The following is a 17,347-nucleotide window of genomic DNA, read 5'->3' on the forward strand; positions in this document are numbered from 1 at the left end:
AAAAATATATAATTCTTAATTTGTATATTTTTTAATATATCATTTACTAAATGACTAAATAAAGAATTACTATTCTTAATATTTTCTACGCTTTAAAAAAAGTATATAAAATTTAATATTAATTGAAATTGTTTTTTATGTTTTTATAATAATAAAAATTATACTTTTAATTTTTAAACAAATATTCATCGAAATAAAAATTAATAATTTTTTTGGCAGGGGCAGAGAGACTTGAACTCCCAACCACCGGTTTTGGAGACCGGCGCTCTACCAATTGAACTATGCCCCTATTATATAATAATGCCCCTATTATATAATAAAAAACAAATATGTAAAAATATAAAAAATATATTAATTAATTTAATAAATTAAAATTGTTTTACATGTTATTTTTTAATATATGATTTTTATGCATAAATATTTATAAAAAATCTTAAAAAACAAAAACTCTGAAGAAATATACAAACAAAAAACAATTTATTTAACTAATTAATTTAAAATATATTTAATGAATACATAAACATAAAAAATATTTTAAATCAAAAATTATATTTTAGTATTAATTATAAAAATATTTTAGATTTTTTATACTATAACTTTTAAATTACTTCATCAAATAATACTTGTTTTATTTTTTATTTTATGCAATATTTGCATCTGCAATAAGTATCTTAAATTCTTTATTATTTAATATTATTCAATTAATATTTATAATCAAATCAAATAATCTATAAAATATTAAACAATAGTTTTTATAAAAAATATCATTAAATGCTCTTATATTAAGAGATATTTTTTTAAAAAAAAATATAATTTTCAAAATTTAAAAAGCATTCATTATGCTAATTAATTAATAAAATAAACAAAAATTTTTGAAAAACAAAATTTTACATAAATTAATTAAAAATACATAATTTATTAATTACTATTTTTATTTATCAAAGCACATCATAAAAAATGATGATCTAACAACATATTAAGAAAATACAGAAAAAATACAAACAAATAAGAAAAAATGCATTTTAACTATAGTCTACTAAACTGATTTGCAAAATCTTCTACTTTTTTCCAATCTGTATATTCAATATTTTTTTTAAAATTTGCTTTTCCATTACTAAGACGCATAATAAATTGAATCATAATACGATCAAACCATGTATAATCAGAGTAACACAACGCACCTGCAAATACAGTGGTTATAGTTGGTTTCCAAGAAATTTTTGATAAAAATTTAACCATATAAATATTTGTTTCAGTTCTATCTTTACCTTGTTTTCTTGCTGTTAAATTTACTCCACAAAATGCAGTTGGCATGATATTCAATTCTTTTTGATACTTATCAACAAAATTTACAAAAGCAGGATTAAAACGACCATAATGTATTGAAGCACCAATTAATACTTTCAAATACCTAGAAAAATTACACTTTTTCATAATATTTAAATCTTGTACATCACATGGTTTATTAACTTGCTTTAAATATTCAGAAATTTTAAATATTATTTTTTTAGTTTGACCATATTTTCCTGAATATATTAATAAATAACTCATAATATTACCTATTTTAAGCAATAACTATTCCCGCCAAAATGTTGGAGTAAAAAGCACAAGTACAGTAAAAACTTCTAATCTTCCAAATAACATAGTAAAAATCAAAATCCATTTTCCTATAGAATTCATACTAGTAAAATTTTCAGCAACTATTCCTAATCCAGATCCTAAATTATTTAATGTTGAAGCAATTGCTGAAAAAGCAGAAAATTCATCTACTCCTGTTGCTATTAATAATAATAAACTAATTACAAAAACCAAAGCATAAGCAGAAAAAAAACCCCAAACTGCTTCAATGATACATTCAGGCAATATTCTAAAACCTAATTTAATCTTATAAACAGCATTGGGATGAACTAAACGCTTTAGTTCACGTGAACCTTGTAAAAATAATAATAAAATTCTAATAACTTTTAATCCCCCCCCAGTTGATCCAGCACATCCACCAACAAAAGAAGCATAAAGCAATAATATTGGTAAAAAAATTGGCCAATTTACAAAACCATCTGTACTAAAACCTGCTGTTGTTGTTACAGAAATAACTTGAAAAAATGCTTGATTAAATGTTTCTAAAAATGATTCATAAACCGAATAATACAAAAGCACAAAAACACAAATAACAATTAAAACTAATTGAAAACCTATAAACACTCTAAATTCAAAATCATGCCAATAAATTCCAAAACTACGACCAGACAAAAAAATAAAATGAAGACCAAAATTACAGCCTGAAATTAACAAAAAAATTGCAACAATTATATTAATAGAAGGGTTATCAAAATAACCAATACTTGCATCATGGGTAGAAAATCCACCAATAGCTATAGTAGAAAAACTATGTGCAATAGCATCAAAAATATCCATCCCACTGCTCCATAATGCTAATGCACATATTATAGTTAACAAAACATATATTAACCAAAGTGTTTTAGCAGTTTCTGCAATTCTTGGACGCATTTTATTATCTTTTACTGGTCCAGGCATTTCTGCTCGATAAAGTTGCATACCACCTATACCTAATAAAGGCAATATAGCTACTGCCAAAACGACAATTCCCATTCCTCCTAACCACTGTAACATCTGTCTATAAAAAAGTATTGCTTTTGGTAATCGATCTAATCCAACTAATGTTGTTGCCCCAGTGGTCGTCAAACCAGAAAAAGATTCAAAAAAAGCATCTGTGATAGAAAGATTAAGCTGATCTGAAAAAATAAAAGGTAAAGCACCTACACTACCTAATACTGTCCACAATAATACGACAATCAAAAAACCTTCTTTAGATTTTAAAGCATATTTACTTTTTCTATTAGGTATCCATAACAATATGCCTATACTTAATGATAAGATAAAAGTTTGAGCAAAAACACCTCCTGCACCATCTCGATAGATTAATGCTACTATTCCTGGAATAATCATCGTAAAAGAAAATAAGACAACTAATAGTCCAACAATTCTAATAATAGATCGAAAATGCATAAAGGATTCCTTGAGAATCAAGCTTTAATATTCATCTTATTATTCCTAATAAAAATTTTATTTTAATAAAAATTACTAAACAAATAATTTATCATTAACAATGTATTTGAATTTATAAAAATAACATAAAAAATAAAATTTTTTAATTGATTACATGAATATTCAGTAATATTTATTAAATATATTAATCACTAAATTTATTTCTTTAATAATTCAATCAACCTTTAATTAAAAAATAATTTATTAAAAATTATTATGATATTACCAAAAAAATTATTATTATTTGCAATGATTTGATTAATAATCAAAATCAGATTTGTATATATTTACATAATCATAAAAATCATTTACATAAAAAATATGCTTTATGATAAAAGCAGAAATATAAATAAAAATCTACACGAAATAGATTAAACTCTATTTATGATCTTTATGGATTATCTTTATGGATTTTATATATCTTATGTATTTAGCATATTTTTATACTAAAAAAGATTTCAAAATTTATATAATATTTTTCTACAAAAATATCATTATATTGACGGATAAATTTCATCATTATTATGCATAATAGTGCTATAAAACAATGTTTTCTAAATATAGAATAATATATTTATATAAAATTTTACATGTGAAATTGAAAAAATAAAAAAATCAGACATTAAAAATACTAAATAACATAAAAAAATTATTTGTTAATATATTTTTTAAAAAATACAGAAAAATTATTATCATGAACTATAGACTAATACTCATTAATCATAAAATAAACTGAAAAAGAAAAAATTATTATATAAAATAATTATAATAATTAAGATAATCATTAAAATAAAAAATATAATTCAAAATATTAATTATTATGTCAAAAAATTTTATACTTAACTTAAATGATCCGACAAAATTTTTAAAAATATCATAAAATTTTTATTTTAAAAAATAAAATTATTTAAAAAAAAACTACAAAAATAATCGTCACTTAAAAAATTAACATTTTTACAATCAAAGATAATTTCAATTACAGATTTTCTTTATTGAATTCATCACATTTATATTAATTATGCTCATTAACTACTATATGATAGTTTCTATATAATATTTTGCACAAAAAAATAAAATACACAATATATAATGTACTAGTAAGTAATTTTTATTTTTTATGTTTTCATGATATAAAAATATTTTAATATTAAATTATATAATTGTATTTTAAAAATAAGAAGAATACACTTCTTCAAATTATATTTATATATTAAATATTTAAATAAAAATTATTACAAAATAATAATTTAATTTACAATACCCGTTGCATACAAGAGATAAAAAAATATTATTCTCTTAAAAAATATTTATTTTTTAAATATTTAATATATAAACAAATTAATATAGGAATTCTACATGAATGTTCACTTATTATACGCAATAATTGGATTTTTTACAGGAATATTCTTTAGTAGTATTTTATTGCTGTTCTACACAAGAAAAAAAATCAACAAAAAAAAAATAAAATTACAAAATTTGTATACTATTTATAAAACTAATTACAAAGAAAAAATTGCTAATTCAGAACAATGGAAAATTAAGTGTGAAAACCTCATTCAAGAATTAAAATCACAACAAAAAATCAATCACAATCAAGCAATAAAATTACAAGAAGTCATGACAAGACTCGAAGAAACACGATGTGCTTTTGCAGAAAAACAACGTTTATTATTTAATCATGAAGAACGTTTAAATATCCAATTTGAAAATTTAGCAAATCGTATTTTTGAAAAAAATGAACGCAGAGTTTCTGAACAAAACCATCACAATTTGATTACACTATTAAGACCATTTCGCGAACAATTAGAAACCTTTCGTGATCAAATAAATAATAGTTTTAGTAAAGAAGAAAGAGAACGTTATACACTTATACATGAAATTCATCGACTGCAAAAACTAAATGCGGAAATGACAAAAGAAACAACCAATCTCACTAAAGCTCTTAAAGGTGATAATAAAATACAAGGAAATTGGGGCGAAACTATTCTTTCTCGCATACTAGAAGATTCAGGTTTAAGAGAAGGCTATGAATTTCAAACTCAAGTTAGGATAAACAATAATACAAACAATCATCATTATCAACCAGATGTAATTATTCATTTACCACAAAACAAAGACATTATTATAGATGCCAAAATGTCATTAACCGCTTATGAACGTTACTTTAATAGTGAAAATGAAGAAGAAAAAACTATTGCATTGCGAGAACATATCCTTTCAGTTAAAAATCATATCAAAGAACTAGGAAAAAAAGAATACCATGAATTAAATGGACTAAAAACACTAGATTATGTCTTAATGTTTATTCCATTAGAACCTGCTTATTTAATTACTTTACGTAAAGCACCTGAATTAATTGATGAAGGATTAAAAAATAATATTTTACTTGTCTGCCCTTCAACTTTATTAGTGGCTGTACGTACAATTAATAATTTATGGCGTTATGAAAAACAATGTCAAAATGCCCAATTAATTGCAGATCGCGCTGCAAAAATGTATGATAAAATTAGATTATTTATTAATGATATGCAAATTATAGGTCAAAGCTTAACAAAAGCACAAATTCATTATCAATCAGCTATTAAAAAATTAACAGAAGGAAAAGGTAATTTAATCTATCAAGCTGAAACTTTAAAAGAATTAGGAATAAAAGTTAAACGTCCAATCGAGGCTACGTTTAACGAATAAATTAAAAATTTATACAATAAAAATCATGCATAAAAAATATTAGCAATTATTATTATAAAATAATCAATATATAACAAACAATAAAATGAAGAAAAAAAAATATCTTAATTTTCATAGAAATAACCAGAATAATATAGTAGAAACTGTTTTTCATTCCGTAGCAAGTAAATATGATTTAATGAATGATTTAATGTCATTTGGTATACATAGAATTTGGAAAAATTTTACAATAAAAACAAGTGGAGCATGCCGAGGACAATTTATTTTAGACCTTGCTGGTGGTACTGGAGATTTAACAGCTAAATTTTCAAAAATAATTGGTCACAAAGGAAAAATTATTTTAGTAGACATTAATAGTTCTATGTTAGAAATAGGGAGAAAAAAACTTCGTAATATAGGTATAATTGGTAATGTTTATTATATTCAAGCTAATGCTGAAGAATTACCTTTTTCAGATAACTACTTTGATTGTATTAGTATTTCTTTTGGTTTACGTAATATTGCTAACAAAAAAAAAGCTCTTCAATCTATGTTTAGAGTATTAAAACCAGGAGGTCGGTTATTAGTACTGGAATTTTCAAAACCTATTTCTCCATTTGTACAAAAAATTTTTGATCTTTATTCTTTTATTTTTTTACCATCTCTAGGAAAAATAATCACAAAAGATGCTGATAGCTATCGTTATTTAGCAGAATCAATTCGGATGCATCCAGATCAAAAAACAATAAAAAAAATGATGGAATTCGTTGGATTTAAAAAAGTTTCATATACTAATATGACAGGAGGCATTGTTGCCTTACATAGAGGGTTTAAATTTACAGATTAATATATTTATTTGTAATTAAAAAATACTTTAAAGAAATAAATTATAATCATATTGTAATATACAAATAATATTTTATTCAAATAAAAAATAAGTATTCTTAAAAAGAATAATGTTAACAATAATCAAAATTATCAAAAATGCAATAAAAAAATACTTTTAATATCTTTTCTTTTAAAGAAATAAAAAATTTTTTAATAAAAAATACATATTTATATTATGATCAAAATATAGTAAATCCTTTAATATATTTTTATATATACATATTTGATCATGATATCTCAAATATTTTTAAACATTTTTTTAAATTGATTAAATAAAGTATTTTTATAAATATTTTATAATTTTTCATGCACTTTTTACTAAAAAACAGTGTTTTTTATTGATTCTTCTTCTGTTTTTATGATTTTTTCTAAAAAATAGTTAGATAATAAAAAATATTAAAAAACATCAATTATTAAATATAAAAACATCTTATATGATTTATTAATATAAAAAATAAAATATATTTTAATAAAAAATTCGATCATAAGATTAAAAAATTAACAAAAAATATTATAAAAAACAAGATTTACCAAAAATTGGAGAAAAAACATGAAACCGGGAAAACTCAAACGGTTTTATTTTATCATACGTATATTTTTAAATTATGGTTTAGACGAAATTATTCCAAAAATTAAATGTACTTTACCATTAAAACTACTATTTTATTGTTTATTTTGGTTATCTAATAAACACAAAAATAAATCATTTGGTGAACGATTACGTTTAGCTTTACAAGATTTAGGACCAATTTGGATTAAATTTGGTCAAATGTTATCTACTAGACGTGATCTTTTTTCAGAAAATATTTCTGATCAATTAGCACTCTTACAAAACAATGTTGTCAGTTTTAATGGTCAAATAGCACGTCAACATATTGAAAAATCATTAGGTGGCTCCATTGAAAATTGGTTTGAAGATTTTAATGAAATTCCATTAGCTTCAGCATCTATAGCTCAAGTACATACAGCAAAATTAAAACAAAACAAAAAACAAATTGTTATTAAAATTATAAGACCAGATATATTATTAACCATTAAAGCTGATCTTCATTTAATATATAAATTATCTAATTGGATATCACTTATATCTAGTAGCAGAAATCTACGAGCAAAGGAAGTTATCAAAGAATATGAAAAAACATTAATCAATGAATTAAATTTATTACGTGAAGCATTCAACACTATTCAATTAAAACGTAATTTCAAAAAAAGTTCAATACTTTACATACCGAAAGTATATTTAGATTTTTGCAGTAAAAATATTATGGTCATGGAACGTATTTACGGTATTCCTATTTCTGATATCCATGCATTAAAAAAACAAAGAATTAATATGAAAATATTAGCTGAACGAGGAGTTAATATTTTTTTTACCCAAGTTTTTCGTGATAGTTTTTTTCATGCTGATATGCACCCTGGAAATATTTTTATTAGTAAAAAAAATCCAAAAAATCCAAAATATATAGGAATTGATTGTGGCATCGTAGGTTCATTAAATCAAAAAGATAAATTTTATTTAGCAGAAAATTTTATTGCTTTTTTTAATCGTGATTATCGAAAAATAACTGAATTACATATTAATTCAGGATGGATACCACGAAATACTGATATTTATGATTTTGAATTTGCTATTAGAGAAGTTTGTGAACCTATTTTTAAAAAACCATTATCAGAAATTTCATTTGGTCATATTTTATTTCATTTATTCAAAACAGCACGTCATTTTAATATGCAAATTCAACCTCAATTAATTTTATTTCAAAAAACTTTATTATATATTGAAGGTTTAGGAAAACAATTATATCCGAAATTAGATCTATGGAAGACTGCAAAACCATTCCTAAAAAAATGGATTCAAAAAGAAATAGGATTAGTAAGTATTATTAATGCATTTAAAAAACAAACGCCTAATTTTTATACAAATACAATACCAGAAATCCCTAAATTGTTGTACGAAGCACTTAACCAACATAAATCTTTACAAGATAATCTTGAAAAATATCACCTTCAATTCAAAAAACAAAATAATAAAAAAATCGAAAAATATTATTTATTTAGTATAGGTGCAACTTCTTTATTATGTGGAACTGTATTACAAATTTTTCATTTCAAAATCAGTGCTATAATTTTAATGTTTTTTAGTATAATTTCATGGAGTATAGGTTTGTATAAAATAAGAAAAATAGATTAATTCAAATACATATTTATAAAATTTCTAATAAAAAAACAAATTTATTAATTTATGATTCATTATACATAATTTAAACATTACTATTTTAAATTTAAAAATAAAGCATAAAAAATAATCTTCATAAAATTAATATAAGATTATAAAATTTTTAAATAATTTTGACAAATAACATTTATACAAAAACATAAAAATTATGAACAAAATACATATTTTAGATCATAAACTTACAATACATATTTAAAATATTTTTATTTTAAAATCACTATTAATAAAATATATAATTTTTATAAAACTATAAATTTACTCTATATTAAATGTTTTATTAAAAAAATAAAATGAAATAAAAAAATATTTATATAATAACAATATATTAACAAGATTTTTTAAAAGTAATATTACCACAAGACAATCTTATTAATGTTTTATATATAAAACTTAGTATGCAATATTAATTTAGTAAATCATATAAAAATGTTTTTATAATATATAATATAAAAAAAAATATACACTATTATCTATAGCAGTAATTGTTATTTTTTTTATAAAAAACACCAAAAAATAGAAATATCAAATTTTAAATAATATGATATCATATTTTTAATTTATAAAAAATAATAAATCAATCATAAAAACTATTAAAAATAAAGATCAAAGATTTATTCTTATATTTTTAATGTATTAATTAGAAAAATAATTTTACTTTATGATTTACAAAAACATAATCACAAAAATAATGCTTTACAAAAATAGATAACCACTCTTTATTGACTTAAATTTAATTATATTAACTTAAATTTAATTTTAGATTTTTATAAAAAAGTACCGAAAATTATTAAGTATTATTATACAAATTATACAAAAAATTACATTTATAATATAAATTAAATATGTTAATCAAACTTTTATAAGTTGTAAAACAAAAAATATAATGAAATATCATAACCTAAGACATTTTTTATTAATATTAGAACAAAAAAAAGAATTAAAACGTATCACTTATAGTGTCGATCCATATTTAGAAATGACAGAAATAGCAGATCGCACTTTACGAGCAGGTGGACCAGCATTATTATTTGAAAATCCAAAAGGTTTCAATATGCCTGTACTTTGCAATTTATTTGGCACTACCAATCGAGTTGCAATGGGGATGGGAAAAGAAAACATCAAATTATTAAATGAAGTCGGTTACTTATTAGCTTTTTTAAGAGAACCAGAACCTCCAAAAAAAATGGTCGATTTTATTAAAAAATTATCTCAATTTAAAAAAATTTTTTATATGCCTACAAAAAAATTACGATGGGGGGGTTGCCAGGAAAAAATTTTGAAAGGGGATGATGTTGATCTTTTCCGTATTCCAATCATGCATTGTTGGCCAGATGATATAGCTCCACTTATAACATGGGGGATTACTATTACTAAAGGACCCAATAAAACACGTCAAAATTTAGGTATATATCGACAACAATTATTAAGTAAAAATAAATTAATTATGCGTTGGTTGTCTAACCGTGGTGGTGCATTAGATTTTCAAGAATGGTGCAAAAAGTATCCAGGCAAATCTTTTCCTGTAGCAGTTGCTTTAGGCGCTGATCCTGCAACTATTTTAGCGGCAGTGACACCAATTCCAGATACACTGTCTGAATACGCATTTGCTGGATTATTACGAGGATATCGTTCAAGGGTTGTAAAATGTATTTCTAATCAACTTGAAGTACCAGCAAATTCAGAAATAATCCTGGAAGGATACATAAATCCTCAGGAATCAGCACCAGAGGGGCCATATGGTGATCATACCGGTTACTATAATGAAGTAAAAATATTCCCTGTATTTACAGTGACACATATAACACAACGTTTGCAACCTATTTATCATTCAACTTATACAGGTCGTCCTCCTGATGAACCTAGCGTATTAAGCGCTGCACTAAATGAGGTATTTATTCCTATATTACAGAAAAAATTCCCAGAAATTATTGATTTTTATTTACCTCCTGAAGCATGTTCTTATCGATTAGCCGTAATAACAATAAAAAAAAAATATATTGGCCATCCGAAACATATTATGATGGGTATTTGGTCTTATTTACGTCAATTTATGTATACTAAATTTATTATTGTTTGTGATGAAGATATTAACGCTCGTAATTGGCATGATGTTATTTGGGCAATTACAACTAGAATGGATCCTGCAAGAGATACACTGATAATAGAAAATACCCCTATAGATTATCTTGATTTTGCATCACCAATCTCGGGTTTAGGATCAAAAATAGGATTTGATGCAACTAATAAATGGTTAGGAGAAACACAAAGAACATGGGGGCGCAAAATTGTTATGACAGAAAAAATAAAAAAACGAATAGATAAAATCTGGAATGAATTAAATATTTGTGCATTTAAAGAGAATATAGATGACTAAATTAAAATGTAAAGTGGTATCTATAAAATCCATTAATAATACTGTCTATCGTGTTTTATTATTACCTCAAGGTCAATTTTCATTTCTTGCTGGTCAATATTTGATGCTTATTATAGATGAATATAACCAACGACCCTTTTCAATAGCTTCAATCCCTTCAGAAAAAAAAACTATTGAATTACATATAAGTGCATCAAGATTTCATTTATATGGCATAGAAGTAATGAAAATCATTTATAAAAAAAATAGTATTAATATTGATATACCATATGGTAAAGCTTGGTTCCGTGAAGGAAGCAAAAAACCTATGATTATTATTACAGGAGGAACAGGATTTTCTTACACTCAATCTATTTTACATGCTGCATTAAAAGAAAATCCAAATAGAGAAATTACTTTTTATTGGGGTAGTCGCCAATTAGAAAATCTATATTATTTAAATGAACTAAAATATCTCTCAAAGAAATATGCTAATTTAAACATTATTTTCGTAATTGAAGAATACATATCACATTGGACGGGGCGAAGAGGTACAGTATTAAATGCTGTACTAAATGATTTTAATAAACTTACTCAATATGAAATTTATATTGCAGGTTCATTTAAAATGGCTAAAACTACTAGAGAATGTCTATGTAATGAAAGAGGGGCAATTGCAAAATATTGTTATGGTGATGCATTTGAATCTTTTTTAATTACATCAGAAACAAATCAATCCATATAATGGATCTCATATTTAAAATATTCAAAAACATATTTTTTTAAAAAAAGACTAAAAAACATAAATTTTAAAATATACTGTAAAATCTGACATGTCATCTAATATTAAATACAAGCTATAATTTTAAAAAAATGAATCATAATTTTTTCTATATTAAGAAAAATCAAAAATATTTTATACAAAATAATCTACAAAAAAACTATAAAAAATTTATATTACACTAAATACATAATCCTTGAAAAAAAATCTAAACAAAAAAATAAAAAAAAATTTAATCAATATATTTAATCATATTTTTATCTTTATATATAAAATCACAATATAAAATTGTATCTGCAGATAACAATTTATCTATAAATAAAATGATCTAAAATATAATAAAATATTGTTATACATTAATATTAGGAAAAATTTTAAATAAAAATTTTATGGAATTTATTTATATTTCAAAAATATTCAAATAAATATATAAACTTTTTCTTCTTTATTTGTGTTATTTGTATTATGATGTCAATCATTACATTAAATATATTCATTTATTTTAAATTAATGATAATCAATCATTAATAATCATAAAAACAGTAATATAATAATGAAATTTCTTTAATTTTTATTGTAGAAAAATCTGATTTTTTATGAAAAATGTTTATTTTAAAAATCTTTCTTTAAAAAGAATAAAAATATATCAGAATATTTATATAGATTTTTTAAATCATGATATAATTTTTGATTAAAAAATTAAAGATAAAATAAACAGAAACACAATACATTATTATATATTTTCAATAAATAATTTCAAAAATCTAAATATAATCAAAAATTATACAAATATTTCAAAAATACTACAAATATTAAAAAAAATTTTCTGATATTAAAAATAAATTACAAAATTTTAAAAAAAATTATCAAGGAGCATATAAATAATGGGTAACAGAGGTATTAATAAAGTTATATTAATCGGTAATTTAGGACAAGATCCAGAAATTCGTTATATGCCAAATGGAAGTATGGTTGCAAATTTAACACTAGCAACTTCCGAAAGTTGGCGTGATAAACAAACTGGCAATATACGTGAAAAAACAGAGTGGCACCGTATAGTCATTTTTGGTAAACTCGCAGAAATAGCAAGTGAATATTTACGCAAGGGTTCACAAGTTTATATAGAAGGCTCATTGCAAACTCGAAAATGGCAGGATCAAAATGGACAAGATCGTTATACTACTGAAGTAATAGTAAATATTACAGGTACACTTCAAATGTTAGGTACTCGTATGAATCTAAATTCAGAAGAAAACTTACAACGCAAAAAACTTGATACTTGGAAACAAATACAAGACCCACAGTCTACAGCAATAAATGAAAAAGAAGACAAAGAAGAAAAACTTATCGCATTATCTGAAAGTGAATCAACTAACAATAAAGAAAATAACAAAGAAACACTAATAGATTTTGATGATGATATCCCATTTTAAATACTTTTTATACTATGAAAAAATATACGATTATCAATCTTATTTTTTTTTATAATACAAAAACATGATTTTTATCATATTCCATATGATAACAAAAAATTTTTGTTATTTCAAAAATACTAAAACAAAAATATACAGCATTTTATAAAAAATTAAAATAAAAATTTTAAAAAAAATAGTATGAACAATATTTTATTTTAAAAACTCTTTTTATTTTAATTTATTAATCTAAATATTCTATTTTTATGCGAGAAGTTAATTTTGTTAGTAATTCATAATTACTAAGATGAACATATGATGCTACTTCTTCAACAGGTAATAAATCTCCCCATATAATAACCTCATCACCAACTTTATCACTAATATTTTTTCCTAAATCTACTAATATCATATCCATGGAAACTTTACCAACAATAGGTACTTTACGTCCATTAATCAAAACCGGCGTGCCTGAAGGAGCATTTCCTGGATATCCATCACCATAACCAATAGCTACCACTCCAAGAGTAGTATCATGATTACTCATCCAAACACCATCATAACCTACTGTTTCGCCTGCGTTATGTTTACGGATAGCAATTAAATTAGATTTCAATGTCATTACAGGTAATAAACCAAAATCTTTTCCCTGCTTACCTTGCTGCGGTGAAGACCCATACATTATAATACCAATCCGCACCCAATCAAAATATGATTCAGGCCAAAATAAAATACCAGAAGAAGCAGCAATAGATTTTTCACCTGGTTTATCTTTTACAAAAGCATTAAAACACGCTAATTGTTGATGTGTAGCTATAGGAAATTCTGGATGATCTGCTTGATAAAAATGACTGATAATATTAACAGGTTTTTTAATATGACGACATCTTATTAAACGATTATAAAACATTTTCCCTTCTTCTGGTCTTATTCCTAAGCGATGCATACCAGTATCTAATTTCATCCAAACTTTTACAACATTTTTAATTTCATTTTTTTTAAAAATTTCAAGTTTTTCTATGCTTTTAAGTTGTTCTATAGTATGTATAACAACATCAATTTTATTTTTAATGATAATAAATAATTCTGATTGATCAAAAAAACCTTCTAATAACAAAATAGGTTTATTTATCCCATACTCACGCAAAGCTATTGCTTCACTAATACGAGCAACACCAAAACAATCTATAAGCTTTTCTATTGTAATAGCAGTTTCTAATAAACCATGTCCATAAGCATTAGCTTTAACTATAGCAATTAAACGACTATCAGAAACAATTTCTCGTACTTTTTTTATATTATAACACAAAGCAGAACGATCAATAATAGCAGTTGCCAGTTTCATGAAACTCATCTTCATTAAATATAATATATAAATTATTTATCATAATAAAATGATTCTGCATAATTATCAAAACGCGACCATTGTCCATTAAAAGTAAGACGTATTGTTCCAATTGGTCCATTACGTTGTTTTCCAATAATAATTTCTGCAATTCCTTTGAGATCTGAGTTATTATTATAAACCTCATCTCTATATATAAACATGATTAAATCAGCATCTTGTTCAATAGATCCAGATTCCCGTAAATCGGAATTAACAGGTTTTTTATCTGCTCTTTGTTCTAAACCACGATTAAGTTGTGATAATGCAATAACAGGTATTTGCAATTCTTTTGCTAATGATTTTAAAGAACGTGAAATCTCGGCAATTTCAAGTGTTCTATGTTCGGACATAGAAGGGATACGCATTAACTGAAGATAATCAATCATAATTAAACTTAAACCACCATTTTCTCGATAAATACGACGAGCGCGTGAACGAACCGCTGTTGGAGTTAATGCTGATGAATCATCAATATACACATTACGTTTTTCCATTAAAATACTCATCGTACTAGATATACGAGCCCAATCTTCATCATTAAGTTGACCAGTACGAATACGCGTTTGATCCACCCGAGAAAGAGAAGCTAACATACGCATCATAATTTGATTGGCTGGCATTTCCAAACTAAAAATTAATACTGGTTTTTCTTCTGTCATCGCAGCATGTTCACATAAATTCATAGCAAAAGTAGTCTTGCCCATTGAAGGACGTGCAGCAACAATGATTAAATCAGAATTTTGTAATCCTGCAGTTTTTTTATCAAGATCTTGATAACCAGTGGATATACCTGTCACACCATCATGCGGCTGTTGATAAAGTTGTTCAATTTTCTCTACAGTTTCAGATAAAATTTTTTCAATTCCTTTAGGACCATCATTTTTATTAGCCCGACTTTCAGCAATTTGAAAAACCAATGATTCAGCTAAATCTAATAATTCTTCACTACTTTTACCTTGAGAATTATAACCTGCATCAGCAATTTCATTTGCTACCGCAATCATCTCACGAACAACAGCACGCTCACGTACAATATCAGCATAAGCATTAATATTAGCTACACTAGGAGTATTTTTAGCTAATTCAGCTAAATATCCAAATCCTCCTATTGCATCTAATTTTCCTTTTTGTTCTAAAGATTCAGATAAGGTAATTAAATCTATTGGTTGATTATGCTCTAAAAGAGATTGCATTTCAGAAAAAATAATACGATGTAACCGACTAAAAAAATCTGCATTTTGTAAACGCTCAGATACATTTTCCCAACGTTCATTGTCTAACATGAGACCACCTAATACAGATTGCTCAGCTTCTAAAGAATAAGGTGGTACTTTTAACCCTTCTATTTGAGGATCGTTTTGAGCAATAAAAACAGTTTTTTCAGAATACTTCTTTATCATAGCATTTTTTTTACCTATTAATCGATATACTTTTTAATTAAAAATATCTAAATTATGTTATTATTTTCATGAAAAAATAATATTTTAAAACGTAATATAATAAAATATTAATAACCTCAATTTTTTGAAAAATTATTCATCGTTTTTTACAATTATTAAACTAAAAGATCAACTTATCTAGCTATAGAGAATAATTTTATAAAAATAATTAATAACATTATCTAAAATAATGCAATTTATTTTAAAAATAAACCATTTAATCTTAAATTTTTAATATAATTTTAATTTCATAAGTAAATGAAAAACCAAAAAATATCTTCTCATTTTTTATGAAAATTACATATCGAAATAAAAATAAATGATTTTATTTAACAAGATTTTTCTAAAAAAAAAGAAAAATAAAGATTATGAAAATATTTTGAATATATTTTTTAGTAATTACTCTATTAATACTATTAACTTTGTTATAAAATTTTTAAATTTAATATAAAAGATATATTTGTTTTTTTAAATTTTAATAAAAATTATTTTACATTAAATAAATTAAATAATTTTAAGAGTTATTTTTTGTTCTAATTTGGTTAATTTGGTATTGAATTTTCAAAAACAAATATATTTTTTTTATTTATAAAATACATAATTTATATAATAAAATAAATATTTTTTAATAAAATGCTTAAATATTAAAACAATAAAATCAAATAATTTTTTATAAAAAAATTATCAAATATCTTTACGCGATAAAATTTTTACTTTTCTATAATTTAATTATAATGATATATTTAATTGTTTTTACTATAATTTTTATAAAAAATTTTATATTTTTATATAAATACACACACTCATAAAACTATTTATACATAAGATTCTTTTAATTTTTTTTCAAAAAATCTTTAACTAGTACATAATACTTATTATTACCAATTTTAAAAAAATTATGAAAAAATAATTTAAATATATTTAATATATAAAAATATAAACTATAATTTTACATAAAAATCAAAAAAGATAAAGTAAAATGAAATGAAAAAATTTAATATTAAAAAATATTTTTTAATACTTTATAATACATGAATTATAAAACAAAACTAGTAAGATTATAAAAATAATATACAATAAGAAAAACATATCTTTTAATAAAATAAAGAGTGATTTTA

10 protein-coding genes and 1 tRNA gene are annotated in these 17,347 nt (G+C 23.2%); 6 read left to right on the plus strand and 5 right to left on the minus strand.

Annotated elements, in window-relative coordinates:
* Positions 1–213: 213 nt before the first annotated feature.
* From ABNS14_RS02925 to trkH, 3 genes are all read right to left on the minus strand, one after another.
* Positions 214–289, minus strand: a tRNA-Trp gene (locus ABNS14_RS02925).
* Positions 290–1,026: 737 nt separating this feature from the next.
* A complete protein-coding gene (gene hemG, locus ABNS14_RS02930; RefSeq protein WP_348666216.1) occupies positions 1,027–1,551 on the minus strand; it encodes a menaquinone-dependent protoporphyrinogen IX dehydrogenase in 525 nt (174 codons plus the stop codon).
* A 24-nt stretch (positions 1,552–1,575) separates the two neighbouring features.
* Positions 1,576–3,027 carry a Trk system potassium transporter TrkH gene (trkH, locus tag ABNS14_RS02935; RefSeq protein WP_348666217.1) on the minus strand — a complete coding sequence of 484 codons (1,452 nt, stop codon included), beginning with the start codon at positions 3,025–3,027 and terminating at the stop codon, positions 1,576–1,578.
* A gap of 1,395 nt (positions 3,028–4,422) precedes the next feature.
* Between trkH and rmuC the strand changes: the two genes are divergently transcribed.
* From rmuC to ABNS14_RS02965, 6 genes are all read left to right on the plus strand, one after another.
* Positions 4,423–5,754, plus strand: coding sequence for a DNA recombination protein RmuC (gene rmuC / locus ABNS14_RS02940; RefSeq protein ID WP_348666219.1), 1,332 nt, complete (start codon positions 4,423–4,425; stop codon positions 5,752–5,754).
* 85 nt (positions 5,755–5,839) lie between these two features.
* On the plus strand, positions 5,840–6,580 hold the full coding sequence (ubiE, locus tag ABNS14_RS02945) for a bifunctional demethylmenaquinone methyltransferase/2-methoxy-6-polyprenyl-1,4-benzoquinol methylase UbiE (protein WP_348666221.1): 741 nt from the start codon (positions 5,840–5,842) through the stop codon (positions 6,578–6,580).
* Positions 6,581–7,171: 591 nt separating this feature from the next.
* A complete protein-coding gene (gene ubiB, locus ABNS14_RS02950) occupies positions 7,172–8,812 on the plus strand; it encodes a ubiquinone biosynthesis regulatory protein kinase UbiB (protein WP_348666223.1) in 1,641 nt (546 codons plus the stop codon).
* Between the two features lie 928 nt (positions 8,813–9,740).
* Positions 9,741–11,231, plus strand: coding sequence for a 4-hydroxy-3-polyprenylbenzoate decarboxylase (ubiD, locus tag ABNS14_RS02955; protein WP_348666225.1), 1,491 nt, complete (start codon positions 9,741–9,743; stop codon positions 11,229–11,231).
* Positions 11,224–11,955, plus strand: coding sequence for an NAD(P)H-flavin reductase (fre, locus tag ABNS14_RS02960; RefSeq protein WP_348666226.1), 732 nt, complete (start codon positions 11,224–11,226; stop codon positions 11,953–11,955). Before ubiD ends, fre begins: the two co-directional genes overlap by 8 nt.
* A 920-nt stretch (positions 11,956–12,875) precedes the next feature.
* Positions 12,876–13,424 carry a single-stranded DNA-binding protein gene (locus tag ABNS14_RS02965; RefSeq protein WP_348666227.1) on the plus strand — a complete coding sequence of 183 codons (549 nt, stop codon included), beginning with the start codon at positions 12,876–12,878 and terminating at the stop codon, positions 13,422–13,424.
* A 223-nt stretch (positions 13,425–13,647) separates the two neighbouring features.
* Here the strand turns inward: ABNS14_RS02965 and alr are convergent, their stop codons facing one another.
* The gene (gene alr / locus ABNS14_RS02970; RefSeq protein ID WP_348666228.1) at positions 13,648–14,748 is read right to left on the minus strand and encodes an alanine racemase; all 1,101 of its coding nucleotides are present in this window, start codon (positions 14,746–14,748) and stop codon (positions 13,648–13,650) included.
* Between the two features lie 32 nt (positions 14,749–14,780).
* A complete protein-coding gene (gene dnaB / locus ABNS14_RS02975; protein WP_348666229.1) occupies positions 14,781–16,190 on the minus strand; it encodes a replicative DNA helicase in 1,410 nt (469 codons plus the stop codon).
* Between the last annotated feature and the right edge of the window lie 1,157 nt (positions 16,191–17,347).

This window comes from Arsenophonus symbiont of Ornithomya chloropus, assembly GCF_964026495.1.
Taxonomy (GTDB): domain Bacteria; phylum Pseudomonadota; class Gammaproteobacteria; order Enterobacterales; family Enterobacteriaceae; genus Arsenophonus.

Excerpts from the sequence above, each read along its gene's own strand:
- ABNS14_RS02965 (WP_348666227.1), top strand. The coding sequence starts at position 12,876 with ATGGGTAACAGAGGTATTAATAAAGTTATATTAATCGGTAATTTAGGA.
- ubiD (WP_348666225.1), top strand. The coding sequence starts at position 9,741 with ATGAAATATCATAACCTAAGACATTTTTTATTAATATTAGAACAAAAA.
- fre (WP_348666226.1), top strand. The coding sequence starts at position 11,224 with ATGACTAAATTAAAATGTAAAGTGGTATCTATAAAATCCATTAATAAT.
- ubiB (WP_348666223.1), top strand. The coding sequence starts at position 7,172 with ATGAAACCGGGAAAACTCAAACGGTTTTATTTTATCATACGTATATTT.
- ubiE (WP_348666221.1), top strand. The coding sequence starts at position 5,840 with ATGAAGAAAAAAAAATATCTTAATTTTCATAGAAATAACCAGAATAAT.
- trkH (WP_348666217.1), bottom strand. The coding sequence starts at position 3,027 with ATGCATTTTCGATCTATTATTAGAATTGTTGGACTATTAGTTGTCTTA.
- rmuC (WP_348666219.1), top strand. The coding sequence starts at position 4,423 with ATGAATGTTCACTTATTATACGCAATAATTGGATTTTTTACAGGAATA.
- hemG (WP_348666216.1), bottom strand. The coding sequence starts at position 1,551 with ATGAGTTATTTATTAATATATTCAGGAAAATATGGTCAAACTAAAAAA.
- dnaB (WP_348666229.1), bottom strand. The coding sequence starts at position 16,190 with ATGATAAAGAAGTATTCTGAAAAAACTGTTTTTATTGCTCAAAACGAT.
- alr (WP_348666228.1), bottom strand. The coding sequence starts at position 14,748 with ATGAAACTGGCAACTGCTATTATTGATCGTTCTGCTTTGTGTTATAAT.